This is a genomic window from Nocardioides sp. GCM10027114 (assembly GCF_042659625.1).
Lineage (GTDB): Bacteria > Actinomycetota > Actinomycetes > Propionibacteriales > Nocardioidaceae > Nocardioides.
The window spans coordinates 106,866-123,242 of the sequence record NZ_JBHSSS010000006.1 but is presented as its reverse complement, the minus strand read 5'-3'; the positions used below and the strand labels follow the sequence as shown (position 1 = coordinate 123,242).

General features: G+C 72.9%; 13 protein-coding genes. 5 read left to right on the top strand and 8 right to left on the bottom strand.

Annotation, left to right across the window (positions count from 1 at the left end; translation table 11 throughout):
* Nucleotides 1–6 precede the first annotated feature (6 nt).
* The 3 genes from coaE to ACFP2E_RS03720 form a co-directional block, all read right to left on the bottom strand.
* Nucleotides 7–591: a dephospho-CoA kinase gene (coaE, locus tag ACFP2E_RS03730; RefSeq protein WP_378521216.1), complete on the bottom strand. Its 585-nt coding sequence runs from the start codon at nt 589–591 to the stop codon at nt 7–9.
* 14 nt (nt 592–605) lie between these two features.
* Nucleotides 606–1,088 carry a GNAT family N-acetyltransferase gene (locus ACFP2E_RS03725; protein ID WP_378521217.1) on the bottom strand — a complete coding sequence of 161 codons (483 nt, stop codon included), beginning with the start codon at nt 1,086–1,088 and terminating at the stop codon, nt 606–608.
* Nucleotides 1,089–1,182: 94 nt separating this feature from the next.
* Nucleotides 1,183–2,139 carry a hypothetical protein gene (locus ACFP2E_RS03720; protein ID WP_378521218.1) on the bottom strand — a complete coding sequence of 319 codons (957 nt, stop codon included), beginning with the start codon at nt 2,137–2,139 and terminating at the stop codon, nt 1,183–1,185.
* Nucleotides 2,140–2,237: 98 nt separating this feature from the next.
* On the opposite strand from ACFP2E_RS03720, the gene ACFP2E_RS03715 reads away from it, so the two are divergent.
* Nucleotides 2,238–3,500, top strand: a complete 1,263-nt coding sequence (locus tag ACFP2E_RS03715) for a class I adenylate-forming enzyme family protein (RefSeq protein WP_378521219.1) — start codon at nt 2,238–2,240, stop codon at nt 3,498–3,500.
* Nucleotides 3,501–3,511: 11 nt separating this feature from the next.
* On the opposite strand, the gene ACFP2E_RS03710 is transcribed toward ACFP2E_RS03715, so the two are convergent.
* Nucleotides 3,512–4,480, bottom strand: coding sequence for a GlxA family transcriptional regulator (locus ACFP2E_RS03710; RefSeq protein WP_378521220.1), 969 nt, complete (start codon nt 4,478–4,480; stop codon nt 3,512–3,514).
* Between the two features lie 93 nt (nt 4,481–4,573).
* Between ACFP2E_RS03710 and ACFP2E_RS03705 the strand changes: the two genes are divergently transcribed.
* On the top strand, nt 4,574–4,723 hold the full coding sequence (locus tag ACFP2E_RS03705) for a hypothetical protein (protein ID WP_378521221.1): 150 nt from the start codon (nt 4,574–4,576) through the stop codon (nt 4,721–4,723).
* Nucleotides 4,724–4,807: 84 nt separating this feature from the next.
* On the opposite strand, the gene rpsA is transcribed toward ACFP2E_RS03705, so the two are convergent.
* Entirely contained in the window at nt 4,808–6,283 is a 1,476-nt protein-coding gene (rpsA, locus tag ACFP2E_RS03700; RefSeq protein WP_378521222.1) for a 30S ribosomal protein S1, read from the bottom strand.
* 194 nt (nt 6,284–6,477) lie between these two features.
* Nucleotides 6,478–7,380, bottom strand: a complete 903-nt coding sequence (locus ACFP2E_RS03695) for a phosphotransferase family protein (protein ID WP_378521223.1) — start codon at nt 7,378–7,380, stop codon at nt 6,478–6,480.
* 67 nt (nt 7,381–7,447) lie between these two features.
* Here ACFP2E_RS03695 and ACFP2E_RS03690 point away from each other — a divergent pair, with 67 nt between their 5' ends.
* A complete protein-coding gene (locus ACFP2E_RS03690) occupies nt 7,448–8,290 on the top strand; it encodes a class I SAM-dependent methyltransferase (RefSeq protein WP_378521224.1) in 843 nt (280 codons plus the stop codon).
* 2 nt (nt 8,291–8,292) lie between these two features.
* Here the strand turns inward: ACFP2E_RS03690 and ACFP2E_RS03685 are convergent, their stop codons facing one another.
* On the bottom strand, nt 8,293–9,198 hold the full coding sequence (locus tag ACFP2E_RS03685; protein ID WP_378521225.1) for a DUF3068 domain-containing protein: 906 nt from the start codon (nt 9,196–9,198) through the stop codon (nt 8,293–8,295).
* Between the two features lie 126 nt (nt 9,199–9,324).
* On the opposite strand from ACFP2E_RS03685, the gene ACFP2E_RS03680 reads away from it, so the two are divergent.
* Entirely contained in the window at nt 9,325–11,202 is a 1,878-nt protein-coding gene (locus tag ACFP2E_RS03680; protein WP_378521226.1) for a hypothetical protein, read from the top strand.
* Between the two features lies 1 nt (nt 11,203).
* Nucleotides 11,204–12,412 (top strand): acyltransferase family protein, encoded by a 1,209-nt coding sequence (locus ACFP2E_RS03675; protein ID WP_378521227.1) that lies wholly within the window; start codon nt 11,204–11,206, stop codon nt 12,410–12,412.
* Here ACFP2E_RS03675 and ACFP2E_RS03670 read toward each other — a convergent pair.
* Nucleotides 12,319–16,350: an alpha-(1->3)-arabinofuranosyltransferase family protein gene (locus ACFP2E_RS03670; RefSeq protein WP_378521228.1), complete on the bottom strand. Its 4,032-nt coding sequence runs from the start codon at nt 16,348–16,350 to the stop codon at nt 12,319–12,321. The genes ACFP2E_RS03675 and ACFP2E_RS03670 overlap by 94 nt on opposite strands.
* Nucleotides 16,351–16,377: the final 27 nt, after the last annotated feature.

Here is a 16,377-nt window from a genome sequence, read left to right as displayed (position 1 = left end):
GCGAGGTTACCCGCGCAGCTCCTCGACCACCTCGGCCACCCGGTCCCGGAGGTCCTCGAGGGTGCCGGCGTTGTCGATGACATGGGTGGCGACGGCCAGCCGCTCCTCGCGGCTGGCCTGCGCCGCGATCCGGGCCCGGGCGTCCGCCTCGGACCAGCCACGGTCGTGCACCATCCGCTGGACCTGCACCTCCTCGGGCACGTCCACGACGAGCACTGCGTCGAACGTCGATGCCTGGCCCGTCTCCGCGAGCAGCGGGATGTCGTGGACGACCAGGGCCCCGACCGGCGCCGCCGCCTCGATCTCCGCGGCCCGCGCCCGGACACGCGGGTGGATGATCGCCTCGAGTCGGGCCCGACGCTCGGCGTCGCCGAAGACCAGGGTGCCGACCGCCGGACGGTCGAGGTCGCCCTCGCCCGTCAGCACGCCGGGTCCGAACGCCGCCACGACCTCGGCGAGCCCCGTCGTACCGCGAGCCACCGCCTCGCGGGCCAGGACGTCAGCGTCGATGACGACCGCGCCGAGCTCCTCGAGGATCGCCGACACCGTGCTCTTGCCCGAGGCGACTCCCCCGGTCAGGCCCACTCGCATGCGCGGCAGCCTAGTCACCGGGCGAGGCGCAGCGTCTCCACCCGCAGGTCGGACCCCGGCCGCAGCGGGCTCCACTCCCCGACCGGCTCGAACCCGTGGCGCCGGTAGAGCCGCCGCGCGGCGTCGTTGCCGTCGGTGACGTGGAGGAGGACGTCGAGACCGCGCTCGCGGCACCACGCGACCAGCTCGGCGAGGATCCGCTGCGCGTGGCCGCGGCCGCGCGCCTCGGGGGCCGTCCACATCCCCCAGATCATCGCCTCGTGCGCGCCCTCCGGCGCGTAGGCGCCACCCATCGCCAGCGGCTCGCCGTCCTCCAGCGCCAGGAGGATCCGGCCCGGCCCGGCCGCCCGCTCCTGCCAGGTCTCGTCGGGCTGCGCCGCGGCCTGCGCGACGGTGGCCCCGAACGCGTCGGGGGCGTCGGCCAGGGCGCGCAGGCGGATCCGGCGGAAGGCGGTCCAGTCGTCAGCGGCGAGCGACAGGCGGGTGGTCGGGGTCATCGGACGATGGTGCCCCGCGACCGGGGTGCCGCGCCATCCCGTTTCGCCCCGCTTCCGCCGATGTTCACGTCCCCCTGATCACGACCGGTCGGTCTCAGTAGCGCACCTGCACCACGTCGTAGTCCGTGCCGGGCGGCGCACCGGGCCCGAACGGCGGCGGGAAGCCGAGGTCGAACCTGGCGTTGACGAGGGCGAGACGCTTGCCGTGCTTCGCCACCGTCGTGGGCACCCGGAACAGGTCGGAGGTGATGACCTCGACCACGCGGCCGTGCGTCAGCTTCGGCGACAGCCGGACCTCGGCCACGGAGTTGGCGAAGTTCTGCACGACGAACACCCGCCGGCCCTCGACCTGGAGCCCGTCCAGCGTCCCCGGGACCAGCGGGGGCCCGGTGAGCGGGATCTCCCGGCTCTCACCGGTCCGCGGGTGGACCAGGGCGATGATCCCGAGATCGGTGTGGTTGACGACCAGCCAGCGCCGGTTGGTCGTGTCGATCCCGTTGAGGCCGAAACCGCCGGTGGCGCCGGCGGGCCCGGTCACCGTGACGACCTCGGTGGTGCCGTAGCCGCCGTCGGCGAGGATCGGGACCCGGTAGAGCACGGGCGAGAAGGTGTCGGTGAAGTACAACGCGTGCTTCGCGATCGCCACGTCGTTGCTGAACGTCGTCCCCGGCGGGCCGAGGTGCAGCTCGGCGAGTGTCGAGCCGTCGTCGACGTCGTACACCCAGGCCTTGCCGGTGAGGCCGCCCGCGACGACGAGCCGGTCCCGGGCCCGGTCGACGCGCATGCCGACGGACTGGCGTCCGTCCACGTCGACCAGCAGCTCGCCCTCCCCGCTGCGCAGGTCGCCGCGGTAGACGTCCCCGTCCAGGAGTGAGCCGACGAAGAAGGTGTTGCCGTCGCCGACGGCGATCCCCTCCGGGCCGAAGTCGTCCGGGATGGGGATCGAGTCGGGGCGGGGGTCCGCGCTGCCCGGGCCGGCCGGTCCGACGACCAGGCCGAGCGTGAGAACCGTCGTGAAGAGCGCTGCGATGGTGCGGTTGGGAACACGCATGTCGTGACCTCCGGGTCTCCCCCGCACCTCCACCCTCTGTCGCGGGCGCGCCCGAAGTGAATCCCCGGATCAGGGGAACCGGTGCCTAGCATGTCCCGGTGACCGGCACCGTGACGAGCGACCTCCGGCCCGGCGACCGGGTGGCGCTGCTGGTGCCGGGCAGCCCGGCGTACGTCGAGGTCGTGACGGGCCTGCTGGCGGCAGGGGTCCTCCCCGTCCCGCTCGACCCGCGCCTCACCGCGGCGGAGCTGCGAGGCATCCTCGACGACGTCGACCCCGCCCTGGTGGTGACGGACGCGCACACGCTCGAGGAGCTGCGTTCGCACTTCTCGCCCGGGCTGCCGCTGGGCCGCCCGATGCACGTCACGAGCGGCACCACCGGCCGGCCGAAGGCTGTGTTCTCCGGGGTCCTCGACGAGGCCCGGGCCGAGTCGCTGCTCGGCGAGGAGCGCGACCTGTGGGGCTTCGGCGCCGACGACGTCAACCTCGTGCTCAGCCCGCTGCACCACTCGGCACCGCTGCGCTTCGCCATGGGAACGCTGCTCGCCGGCGGTCGGCTGGTCGTCCCCGGGCCGTTCGATCCCGAGCGCGTCACGGCCGCGATCCGGGAGCTGGCAGGCACCGGTCGCCCGACCACCATGTTCTGCGTGCCGACGCACCTGCAGCGACTTTTCGCGCACTGGGACCGGGTCGGCGTCCCCGACCTCTCGGGATTCCGCCTGGTCGCCCATGCGGGCGCGCCCTGCCCGCCCGAGGTCAAGCGGCGCCTGGTCGAGCTCTTCCCGTCCGGCAGCACCTGGGAGTTCTACGGCTCGACCGAGGGGCAGTTCACCGCCTGCCGCAGCGAGGAGTGGCTGGCCCGCCCCGGCACCGTCGGGCGGGCTCGCCCCGGACGCTCGCTGAGCGTCGACGACGACGGCACCATCTGGTGCCGCGTCCCGGACCACGCGCGGTTCAGCTACTGGGGTGCGCCGGAGAAGACGGCGGCCGCCTGGCGCGGCGACGCCTTCACGGTCGGGGACCACGGCCGCCTCGACGCGGACGGCTACCTCCACCTCGACGGCCGGCGCGAGGACCTGATCATCAGCGGCGGCGTCAACGTCTACCCGCTCGAGGTGGAGAACGCGCTGCGCGAGCACGCCGGGGTCGAGGACGCCGCGGTGTACGGCGTGCCCGACGACGACTGGGGGCAGCGCGTCTGCGCCGCCGTCGTGGGCACCGCGGACGAGCAGGAGCTGGCGGCGTACGTCCGGGAGCGGCTGTCGCCACCGAAGCGGCCGAAGTCGTGGACATTCGTCGACGAGCTCCCGCGCACGCTCACCGGCAAGGTCCGCCGCGACCTGCTGCGTGGTCCGGGCTGATCAGGGGGTGATCAGGACGCCTCGCCGGCGGCGACCGCTCCACAGAACGTGCGGCGGTACTGCTGCGGGCTGACACCGCGCGACCGGACGAAGTGGTGACGAAGGGTGGCGGCGTTGCCGAACCCGACCTCGTCGGCGATCCACTCCACGGAGTGGTGGGTCAGCTCGAGCAGCTCCTGGGCGGCCTGCACCCGGCGACTTGTCACCCAGCTGTGCGGGGTGGCGCCCGTCTCCGCGCGGAACCGGCGGGCGAAGGTGCGCGGGGACATGTGTGAGCGTCGGGCCAGCGCCTCGACGCTGAGGTCGTCGGCGAGGTGCTCGCCGATCCAGCTCAGCAGCGGCCCGAACGTCTCCGCCTCGACGTCGGGCACGGCGCGGGCGATGAACTGGGCCTGCCCGCCCTCGCGGTGGGGCGGGACGACCATGCGGCGGGCCGTGGTCGCGGCGACCCGGGCTCCGAACTGCTGCCGCACGAGGTGGAGCGCGGCATCGAGGCCGGCGGCCGACCCCGCTCCCGTGACGATCGAGCCGTCCTGCACGTACAGCACGTCACGGTCGACGATGGCCTCGGGGTAGCGCTCGGCGAGGGCGTCGACGTGGCGCCAGTGGGTCGTGCACCGCCGGCCCTCCAGCAGGCCGGCCTCACCGAGCACGAAGGCGCCGGAGCAGTGGGCGAGCACCAGGCCGCCACGCGCGTGGACGGCGCGAACCACCTCGACGACCTCCGGCGAGGGCTCGAGGTAGTCGCGCTTCGGCGCGACGCACACGAGGTCGGCGTCGAGTGCCTCCTCCAGGCCGTGCTCGACGTGCAGGTCGAAGCCCGAGGGCCCCGCTACCCGCCCCGGCCGCGGCGTGGCGACGACGAAGTCGAAGACCGGGTTGTCGTCGTCGGGGTGGTAGGGCTCGGCCCACACCTCGCACATCGATCCCAGCCCGAAGGGCTCCACCCCGTCCTGGACCAGCACCGCCACCTTGCGCACCCGACGATCATGCCGCACGAGTGGCAGGATTTCAATGCTTGATGGCATCTCTGCCACTCGTGGCAGGATCTTCAACGACGCATGATTGATGCCATGACCTACCTGTTGATCATGCTGGCCCTCGGCCTGGTCCTCGCCGCGGAGTCGATCCGGATGATGCTCCACGACGGGCGCGGCCCGTCCCGCCCGCCGCAGTCCCACCTCGACGACCCGCGGTTCCGCCCCCCGCTCGCCCGCAGCTGAACCCTCCCCACAAATGACGCTGACCCGCCCGAAAGCTTCGGGCGGGTCAGCGTCGTTCAGGCTGCGTCAGCGGCGATCAGCAGATCAGTTGCCGCCGGTGAGCTTCTCGCGGAGCGCCTGCAGCGCCTCGTCCGAGGCGAGCGAGCCGCTGCCGGTGTCGGCCTGGCCGGTGTCGGCACCGCCGGAGGAGTAGGACGTGGCCTCGCCGGCCTCGACCTCGGCCTTGGCGGCCTCCTCCTGCTGCTTGACGTGGGCCTCCCAGCGGGCGTGCGCCTTGGCGTACTGCTCCTCCCAGGTCGCGCGCTGCTCCTCGTAGCCCTCGAGCCACTCGCCGGTCTCCGGGTCGAAGCCCTCGGGGTAGACGTAGTTGCCCTGCTCGTCGTACGTCGCGGTCATGCCGTACATCGTCGGGTCGAACTCGTCGACGTGCGTGGCGGTCGCGGTCTCGTTGGCCTGCTTGAGGGACAGCGAGATCCGGCGACGCTCGAGGTCGATGTCGATGATCTTGACCATGACGTCGTCGTTGACCTGGACGACCTGCTCCGGGATCTCGACGTGGCGCTCGGCGAGCTCGGAGATGTGCACCAGGCCCTCGATGCCCTCCTCGACGCGGACGAACGAGCCGAAGGGCACCAGCTTGGTGACCTTGCCCGGCACGATCTGGCCGATCTGGTGGGTGCGGGCGAAGTGCTGCCACGGGTCCTCCTGCGTCGCCTTCAGCGACAGGGAGACACGCTCGCGGTCCATGTCCACGTCGAGCACCTCGACGGTGACCTCGTCGCCCACGGCGACGACCTCGGACGGGTGGTCGATGTGCTTCCAGGACAGCTCGGAGACGTGGACGAGACCGTCGACGCCGCCGAGGTCCACGAACGCACCGAAGTTGACGATCGAGGAGACGACACCCTTGCGGATCTGACCCTTCTGGAGCTGGGTCAGGAAGCCGTGGCGGACCTCGGACTGGGTCTGCTCGAGCCAGGCGCGGCGCGACAGGACCACGTTGTTGCGGTTCTTGTCGAGCTCGATGATCTTCGCCTCGAGGGTCTGGCCGACGTACGGCTGCAGGTCGCGGACGCGACGCATCTCGACGAGCGAGGCGGGAAGGAAGCCGCGGAGGCCGATGTCGAGGATCAGGCCGCCCTTGACGACCTCGATGACGGTGCCCTCGACGACGCCGTCCTCCTCCTTGACCTGCTCGATCGTGCCCCAGGCGCGCTCGTACTGGGCGCGCTTCTTGGAGAGGATCAGGCGGCCTTCCTTGTCCTCCTTCTGGAGGACGAGCGCCTCGACCTTGTCGCCGACCTCGACGACCTCGTGCGGGTCGACGTCGTGCTTGATCGACAGCTCGCGCGAGGGGATGACGCCCTCGGTCTTGTAGCCGATGTCGAGCAGGACCTCGTCCCGGTCGACCTTGACGATGGTGCCATCCACGATGTCACCGTCGTTGAAGTACTTGATGGTCTCGTCGATCGCGGCGAGGAAGTCCTCTTCCGAACCGATGTCGTTGACCGCCACCTGCGGGGCGTCGGTGTCAGGAAGAGTCGAGATGCTGCTCGTCATAAGGGAAAGAAGTCCTTGGATGGTCAGGTGTCGTACGGGCGCGCCCGAGGTCTTTTCACTACCGGTGACTGCTCCTCGCAAAGGGTCTCGCGAGGGCCCCGACAAGCCGGGGGAACTGATAGCGAGCGAGAGTCCACTCCGTCCGGGACGCAGGCAGACTGCAGGCGCAATGCCACAGGCTACGCCGCCGCGCCTCACCCAGTCCAACCGGCGTGCACGTCCCGATCGTCCGCGATCCCGCGCAGCAGCGCCAGTGCCCGGTCGGCGACCGGGTTCTCCCCCGCCCGCGCGGCCAGGTCGATGAGCGCCCAGAGGTCCGCAGCCCGGGCGAGGTCGAGGGCCTCCCGGGCAGAGCCGCCGTGGCGGTCGGTCCAGGCGGAGAGCACGGCGCGCTCCCACGTGGGCTCCCGCTCGAAGCGGAGCAAGTTCCCCAGATCGGTGTACGGGTGGCCCGCGTGGCTGTACTCCCAGTCGAGCAGCGCACGCACGTCCAGCGACTCCGGGTCCACCACCACGTTCTTCGGGTTGAGGTCGCTGTGGACCAGGCTGGTCCGCCCGACCGTGTCCAGCAGTGCCTGGGCGTCGACCACGACCTCCTCCAGGGCAGCGGTCCGGTCCGCGTCGAGCCCCGGAGGGGCGACCTGCTCCAGGAACGCAGGCAGGCCGTCGACGTCGCCGAAGCTGCCGATCCGCAGCTCCCCGTCGACGAACGGGCCCGGACGCAGCATCGGCATGCCGGCGAGGTCCGCGGCCAGCTCGCCCAGGTTCCGGCCGAGCACAGCCAGCCCCTGGCCGCCCAGGGTCGGCACGACCTCGTCGCCGCGCACCCCCTCGACGTACGACGTCACGAGCAGCGCGGGCATGCCCGCGGCCGGGTCCGCCCGGCGCACCTCCAGCACCTCCGGCACCGGCACCAGCCCCCGCACCAGGCGCAGCAGCGAGGCGTCGATCTCGTGGGCGGCGTCGCCGGGCCGCCCGCCCCGGTCCCCGGGGCGGGCGTAGATCCGCACCACGGTCCGCTCGCCGCCGGCCTCGGCGAGGAAGGTCTCCCCGGACCAGCCCCCGGGGAGCGGTGTCAGTTCCACGCCGGCGTCCACGGCTCCGACCCTCTCACGAGGCCCCCGGTCACCGGCCCCCTGCCACGAGCCGAAGTACGCTCCCCGCGTGAGCACGGAGGAGGTGTCGCCGCACTCGCCCGCCCACCCGCCGTTCCGGGTCGAGCGGCGACCGGTGGACGAGACGGAGTCACGACGCGCCAACGGGCCCGACTGGGACCGCTACGCCGACGAGTACCAGGCCACGCACGGGGAGTTCCTCGGCGACGCCGGGTTCGTGTGGGGACCCGAGGGCGTCACCGAGGAGGAGGTCGGGGTGCTCGGCGACGTCGCCGGGCGCGACGTGCTCGAGGTCGGCTCGGGGGCGGGCCAGTGCTCGCGCTGGGTCCGCAGCCGCGGTGGCCGCTCGTTCGGCCTCGACCTGTCCCACCGGCAGCTCCAGCACTCCCGCCGGATCGACCTGGCCTCCGGCGTCGCGGTGCCCTCGGTCCTCGGCACGGCGACCGACCTGCCGTTCGCCGACGACAGCTTCGACGTCGTCTTCTCGTCCTTCGGCGCGCTGCAGTTCGTCAGCGACCTCGACCGCTGCGTCGCCGAGACCGCCCGCGTGCTGCGCACCGGCGGCCGGTTCGCGTTCTCGATCACCCACCCGACGCGGTGGATGTTCCCCGACGACCCGGGCGAGGAGGGCCTCACGGCCAGCCAGTCCTACTGGGACCGCACGCCGTACGTCGAGGTCGACGACGAGACCGGCCAACCCTCCTACGTCGAGCACCACCGCACCCTGGGCGACTGGGTCGCGGTGCTGGCCGGCCACGGGTTCCGGATCACCGACCTGCTCGAGCCCGAGTGGCCCGAGGACCACGACCGGGTGTGGGGCGGCTGGTCGCGGACCCGGGGGCGCTTCACCCCCGGGACCGCGATCTTCGGCTGCCGGCTCGACCCGACCTGAGCTCAGGCCCGGCGGGAGCGGGCGGCTGCCATGAGCAGCATGCCCGCGCCGACCAGGATGAGCAGCGGTCCCGCGACGTAGCCGACAATCGGCACGGTGCGGGTCAGCAGGTTGAGGCTGTCGAGGCTGTCCTCGGCGTCGGCCACGTCGGCAGCGACCTGCTCGTCGGTGAAGGCGAGGCGCAGGTCGAGCAGCGGCGAGCCGTCCTCGAGGGTGCGCACGTCGTGCTGCTCCTGGTCGACGATCTTGCCGGTGCGGGGCTCGGCCCAGATGGTCTTGTCCATGCTGTAGAGGCCCTCGATGTCGCCGACCACGGTCGCCGGCTCCTCCTCCACGACGTAGTTGAACTCGTAGACGTCGAGCCCGTCGATGGTGGTCTCGCCGACGTACTGCGCCGTGACGGCCCGGTCGAGCACGCCGTCCCAGAAGGGGTAGTCCTTCTTCTCGGTGTCGAACGGGAACTTGTTGACCAGGCCCTCGTGCGGCTCCGCGTCGGCGGGCAGGTACTCCGGGTCGTTCACGGCCAGGCCGGTCTCCCGGTCGGTGGCGAAGACGTCGGTCGCGATGTTGATGACGTTGGGGTCGGCGTCCTCACCGGTGCCCGGCTCGCCACAGTCGGGCGTGTCCGGCACGTCCACGACGAGGCACACGGTGTTGACGTAGACGACGATCTCGTCGTCGGAGGCGTTGGAGTCCGCCTCGGTGATGCTGACGGCACGGACGTCGAGGTCGACGACCTCACCGGCGGAGGCGTCCAGCCTCTCCGCGGTGCCCGCCAGGCGCGTGGTGCTGTCGGTATCGATCGGGGCCCGCTTCACCTGGCCGGGCGCCCAGACGGACGCGACGACGGCGGTGACCAGCAGGAAGGCGCCGACTCCCAGCAGCACCCAGCTGACGATCTTGCGCACAGTGGTTTCCCTCCCACAGGAACGACAAAGTCGCGCAAGGCTACCAGCAGGTAGCCGTAGTGGCGTCCTCGCCGACATGTGACCTCGACCGCGGGGGCCCGCCGGCCACCGTGAGATAGTCCCGCAGTGACCACCCCCGTCCGGCCACGACCGCGCGACGCCGCGGCCGGACCCCTGCCGGAGCGCCTCGCCGGGCTGCTCGCCCGGCTGCGCGCCGGACTCGGACGGCCGGTCGTGGTGGCCGGCCTGGTCATGGTCGCGCTGCAGCTGGGGCACCGGGCCTGGGCAGTGCTGTCGGGGTTCTTCTACTTCGACGACTACGTGCTGCTCCTGGAGGCTCGCGAGCGGGGGCTCACCCTCGACTACCTCGCCGAGCCGTTCAACAGCCACCTCATGCCCGGCACCCGCGCGCTGCTCTGGCTCGTCGACGCCTCCGGGCCGCTGAACTGGGGCCTCGCCGCGACGCTCACACTGGCGCTGCAGGCGGCCGCGAGCCTGGCCGCACTGTGGATGCTGGTGGTGCTGTTCGGTCCGCGCTGGCAGGTGCTGGTGCCGCTGGCGGTCTACCTGACCACCGCCAGCACGGCCCAGGCCACGCTGTGGTGGATCTCCAGCCTCAACCAGATCTCCATCCAGGCCACCTTCTTCGTCGCGGTCGGCGCCTGGGTCCGCTACCTGCGCAGCCGCCGGCTCGCCTGGCTGCTCGGGGCTGCAGGGGCCGTCGCGACGGGCCTGCTGTTCTTCCAGAAGGCGCTGCTCGTGCTGCCGGTTCTGGTGCTGCTCGCGCTCGCCTTCTTCGCCACCGGAGGGCTCGCGGGCCGCATCACCCGGCTCGCCCGCTGCTACTGGCCCGCCCTCGTGGTCATGGGCGGCGTGGCCGGCCTGTACGCCGTCTACGCGCTCGCCGAGGTGCCGCAGCCCTTCACCGAGCCGGACCTCGACGCCGCGGCGCTGGCCTGGAACATGGCCTCCAGCACCGCCCTTGCGGCCTGGGGCGGCCCGTGGCTGTGGGAGTGGCAGCCCGGGGGTGCGTGGGCGGCGCCGCCGACCTGGCTGCAGGCGGCCGCCCTCCTGGCGACAGCGGCCGTGGTCGTGCTGTCGGTGGCGCGTCGGCGAAGCGCCGCCGTGGCGTGGCTCCTGCTGGCCGGCTACGTCACGCTCGACATCGTCCTGGTCGCGACCAGCCGCGCCCCGGTCTTCGGCGCCGAGATCGGTCTGGCCTACCGGCTGCAGACCGACGTGGTGTGCGCGCTGGTGCTCACCCTCGGGCTGCTGCTGCTGCCGGTGCGCGGTGCCGCCGACCCGGGCGGCTCCCGGGGGGCCCGGCGATCGGCACGGACGGGAGGTCCTGGACCCCGGCTGCTGGTCGGGGTCACCGCGGTGGTGGCGCTGTCCGGCCTCTTCAGCTGGACGACGTACGCGAACCTGTGGCATGACCGCAACGCCAGCGAGGCCTACGTGCGCACCCTCGACGCCGAGCTCGACCGCACCGGACGGGTCTTCCTGGCCGACCAGGAAGTACCCGACGACGTCATGCCCGCCGAGCTCTTCGCCCCTGACGACAACCGCCTCAGCGTCTTCACCCGTCTGCTCCGGCAGCCTGCGGAGTACCCCACCACGTCGTCGAGGCTGGCGATCGCCGACGAGGCCGGCACGCTCCACCAGGCACTGCTCGAGCCGGTGCTGGAGTCTCCACCGGGGCCCTCGCCCGGCTGCGGCTGGCTCGGCCGCAGCCCCGCGGTGCGGATTCCCCTCTCGTCGCGGACGATTGCCGTGCCGTGGTGGGTGAGGATCGGCTACCTCTCGAGCGGCGCCGACCGGGTCACCATCACGCTCGGTGACCAGCAGCGGGAGGAGGTGGAGCTCGCCGGCGGTCTCGGCTCGCTGTTCGTCAGGACCGAGGCAGCCTTCGACGAGGTGGCCCTGCTCGACCTCGACCCGGGCACGTCGGTGTGCGTCGACGTGGTGGAGGTCGGTGACCTGGTGGTAGGACCGAGACTGTGAGGTGGCAGTGACCCGGACGATCAGCGCCGAGAATGTCGCGCACACCCAGCTGGCCGAGAACTTCCCGGTCCTCGACACGATGCGCGCGGTCGGGGCGCTGGCAGTGCTCACCACTCACGCCGCCTTCTGGGCCGGCGCCTACGAGAGGAACGGAGCCTGGGGCTCCTTCCTGGCGCGGCTCGACGTCGGGGTCGCGGTGTTCTTCGTACTGTCCGGCTTCCTCCTCTCGCGGCCATGGCTCGCACGCTCGCGTGCGGGACTGCCCGGCCCGGCTGTCGGCCGGTACTTCTGGAAGCGGTTCCTGCGCATCGTCCCGGCGTACGTCGTGGTCGCCGTGCTCTGCCTGGCCCTCATCACCAGCAACGAGGACCTGGGGCCCGCCGACTGGGCGATCGCGCTCACCATGACCGACATCTACGTGTCGGGTCCCCTGCCGTACGGCCTGACGCAGATCTGGAGCCTCGCCACCGAGGTGGCGTTCTACGTGGTGCTCCCGCTGCTCATGCTGGCGGTGGTCGCCGGCCGTCGGCTGCCCGCATGGAGAATCCTCACGCTTCTCGTCGCGATGGTGGTGCTCAACGTGGCGTGGCTGCTGTGGCTGTCCGCCGAGGTACCCGTGGGAGGGGGGCACGTCAACGAGTGGCTCCCCGCCTTCCTCACCTGGTTCGGCGCCGGCATCGGCCTCGCCACGCTGCAGGTCGCGCCCGAGCGCGGCGGTCGCGTCCCCAGGCTGGTGCGGGAGCTCGCCGTCAGTCCCGGTGTGTGCTGGACGATCGCGCTCGGCCTGCTGCTCGTCGCCGGCACCTCGGTCGCCGGTCCCAAGCTGCTGCTGCCGGCCACCGAGTTCGAGGCACTCACCAAGAACCTGCTGTACGCGGCCGTCGGCACGCTCGTGGTGCTGCCCGGCATCTTCGCCGCCCCGGGCGGCCGCTACAGCAGGGTCATGGGGCACCCTGCCCTGCGTCACCTCGGCCACGTCTCCTACGGCGTCTTCCTGGTGCACATGGGCGTGCTGCACTTCGTCATGTGGGTCACCGACTACCCGCTCTTCGGCGGCAACATGCTGCAGATCTGGCTGCTGACGCTCGCGCTGTCGGTCATCGCCGCCGAGGCGCTCTACCGCGTGGTGGAGCTGCCGGCGATGCGGCTGCGCGGCCTGCGGCTCCCGGCGCGGAGCACGACGAAGGACACGGCCAACGCGACCAGGTAGTGCGGCCAGGCCAGCTCGCCCGCCCAGCCGTCGACCGAACCCCACGGGCGGAGGAAGTACGCCGACGCCGCCACCACGACCAGCCCGCCGGTCAGCCAGGTGACCAGCTCGTCGAGCACTGTGCTGCGAGCCGCCCGGGCCAGGCCGGCGGCCAGCAGGGCGCAGGCGACGCCGGGCCAGCCCACGAGCAGGCCGGAGACCAGGACGGCCGCTACCCCCAGGGCGACGCTCGGCACCCGGCGGGGCTGCGTGGCCGGACGGTCGGCACCGGGCCACCGCCGGGCCGGGACCAGGGCGAGGCCCAGGAGAAGCACCAGCAGCACGGCACCGGAGGCCAGTCCGAGGCGGTAGCCGTCGTCGGGGGCGAAGCGGGTCACCAGGGGCTCCCCGCTGCCGTCGACCCGCCAGCCCTGCTGCCACCCGTCGAGGACGACCGGCGTGGCCGCGTCCACGTCGTCGACCTGCCAGCCCGGGTTGGCGTTCTCGCGCGTCGCCACGACCGTGGCCCCGGGAATCGGGTCGAAGCGCCGCGTGACGGGGTCCGGGCGCTCGGTGTCGACGGGCACGACCCGTGCCGCGGGCTGCACCGGTCCCAGCTCGCCGAGCCGGATCGTGTCCGGCGCCGCCACCTCGCTGGCCTCGGCGACGACCACGTTCTCGCCGGGCTCCAGACGGACCGTGTCGCGTCGGCACGGTACGGCGGGCACCGCGGTCATGCCGAACAGCTCGGCGGGGCTCGCCTGGAGGGCAGTCCGCAACCGGCGGCCGTTGACGGTCAGCGTGGGGCCGGTGCCGCAGTCCCAGAGACGGACGTCGGGTGACGGGGGGACGGGGAGGATGTCGGCCCCGCGCAGCCGGATCTCCCCCACGCCGACCGGAAGTGGGGTGCTCGATCCGTCGGGCTCGACGGAGACGGCATCCTCGGCCTCCAGCACCCGCACCCTGAGCCCGTCGGCGCGCGTCGGCGGGAAGGTTGCCCGCCCGTCCGGGCCGAGGTCGACTGTCCGCGAGCCGCCGTCCCAGCTCAGCCGGACGACGGTGGGGAGGCGGACCGGCATGCCGGGGTCACGGCGGACCCTGAGGCCGGTGATCCGGCGCTCGCCGAGCCACACGAGGGCCAGCTGGGGGGTGGCATCGTCGAGCGCGGCCGACCACGCCGTACCCGGGTCGCCGTCGACGGCGGCCGCCGCAGATGCCCGCGCGTCGGGCGGGCCCTCCGAAGACGTGGCAGCAGTGACCAACCGGTCACGCTGGACCAGGGCCGACAGGGAAGCACCCGGGCGGGGCACCGCCGTCACCGAGAGTGGGTACGACATGTCCCGTGCCTGCAGCGGGACGACGCGGGTCATGCGCAGCGGCTCCTCCGAGGGTCTGGCGCGACTCTCGAGGCATCGGGCCGCGCCCGCGACGGTCGCGCACCCGGTCCGGTGGTCGCGCAGCGCCCGGAGCAGCACGGCGTCCGGCGCCCCCCACTCCTGGGGCAGCGCCGGCAGCACCAGCTGCCGGTCCACGTCCCGGCCGTCCCACACCACCTCGGCCAGCGAGAAGGCGGCCGCACCGCCCGCGTCCTCCACCCGGATCCACCCGGTCTCGCCCGGAGGCACCGGGATCCGGGTCGTCGTCCCGGAGTTGACGGCCACGGGCTCCCCCGCACCGGCGGCCGTCCGGACCCGAACCACCTGACCTGGGCGGCCACGCCGCACCGTGACCTCGACCATGTCGACGTACGTCGACTCGTCGAGGCGCACCTCCCACCAGGCCGGGCCGTCCGCCCCCGCCACCCACGACGTGGAGGGGGAACCGTCGACCGCGGCGTACGGCAGCTCGCCGGGGCGGCTCCCTCCGAGCCGGTCGGAGTCCGCCGTGGAGGACGACGCCGCCAGGGACCGGGCCCCGACCAGCCGCGCCGTGGTGCGCCACCGGGTGCCGGGGTCGAGCCCGTAGTCCGCCGTGGGATTGCCCGAGCGCGGCACGTCGCCCGGGGTGCGCACGGACGAGTAGGCGTCGTGGACGCGACCGAACGAACGCTCGCGGTCGAGCAGGCCGTCGGTCAGCACGACTGCCCCCGACGGTTGCTCGTCGGGGGCCAGGTCGACCGCGAGCCGGGTCGGCTCGGCGCGGAGGATCCCGGCGTCGGACAGGTCCAGCAGGTCCTCCGGTCCGCCGACCACGACGGGGAGCCGGTCCGCGGCCACGACCCGCGACGCCCCGGCCACCTCGTAGACCTCGATCGCCCGGCGCGTGGTCTGCCAACCCCCGTCGACGACGACCCGGCCCTGCGCGCCGCGCAGCGAGGGCTCGCCGCCCACGACCGGACCGAACGCCGTCACGAGGCGCACGTCGGGGGAACCGGACAGCGCCTGCCGCACCAGCGCCGGGTCGGGGGCTCCCGAGACGGGGCTCAGGTCGTTGCGGACGACGACGTAGCGCACCCCCATCCGGCGCAGGTAGTCCGCCAGCCCGGTGGAGGGCTCGCCCTGGGCGAGCCGACGCTCGAACGCGTCGAGCATCCGGATGTTGCCGGGCGGCGTGAGCGGGATGGCGTTGCGCACCGCCCACGGCGACCGGGCGAGGTACTGCATCGGCTCGTCGCGCGGCTCCCCCCACAGGTAGGACCCGAAGCTGGACCCCGGCGCCAGCAGCGCCACCTCGTCCCCCGGCCGGTCGGCGAGCCAGGCTGCGGTCTCCTGCCAGTAGCCGGGCGTCTCGACGACCGGGCGGGTCGTCGTCAGGCTGCCCGTGACCGCGGGCAGAGTGGTGCCGGCCAGGGCGACGACCGTCAGTCCCACGACCGGCAGGGGGGAGCCGGTGAGCCGGCGACGCGGCTCCCGCGCCGACCATGCTGCGACTGCCCGGTCGACGGCCCAGGCGAGCCCCACCACCAGGGGCAGGCGCACGACCGGGTCGAACTTGTGCACGTTGCGCAGGGGCGCGAGAACCTGGTCGAGCTGCGCGTTCAGCACGCCGGCGAACCAGCCCTCGGTGGAGCCCTGGTGGCCCATCGTCACCAGCAGCAGCCCCAGGCAGAGCGAGGCGGCGAGGAAGAGCCGGTGCGGGTTGTCGCGGGCAGCCAGGCCGACCAGCCCGAGCATCAGCAGCACGCCACTGTTGAGGGCGAGGTACCCGGTGCGCACCGTCTCGACGCCCCCCTGCCAGGTGGGGTCGAGGTAGGGCACCCAGGCCGAGGTGCCGCGCAGCGCGTCGAACGGCGTGGTCGGGAACGTCGTCACCGACGCGGTCTCGATGAAGTCGAGGAACGGCGGGCTGTAGGCGCCCATGACGAACAGCGGGACGAGCCACCACAGCGTGCCGAGCAGCGTGAAGACGGGCCACCACAGCATCAGCGCACGCCGACGCGGCCCGGGCGAGCGGGTCAGCAGCCACACGGCGCCGACCGGGATCACCGCGAACGTGGCCACGGCATTGACGCCGCCGACGGCCGCGACGCCGAGACCCGCCAGCAGCGCCATCCTCCTGGCCGAGCCGCGGGAGGCGCCGATCACGAGCGGCAGCAGCACCCACGGCGCCACGGCGCTCGGCCAGGCCTCGATGGAGATCGGACCCAGCGTGCTGAGCAGCCGGGGCGAGAGCGCGTAGGCCAGTCCCGCGACGAGGCAGGCCAGGTCGGACCGGACCCCCAGCTCCCGTACGACGCGGGTCGCGCCGAGAAACGCCGTGACCATCACCAGCGCCAGCCACAGCCGCTGCACGACCCACCCGTCGAGCGAGAGCAGGTCACCGAGGGCGAAGAACGGTCCCATCGGCCACAGGTAGCCGTAGGCCTGGTTCTGGAGCTGGCCGAAGGCCCCGACCGGGTCCCACAGGTGCAGCGCGCGTTCGAGGAAGCGGACCGGCTCCTCGGCGAGGTCGAACTTGGTGTCGGCGACCAGGAACCCGGGGTTCTGCACGAAGGCGAGGCCGACCAGCAGGACAACCACCGCGGCCGAGCGAAGTCCCAGGCGTGA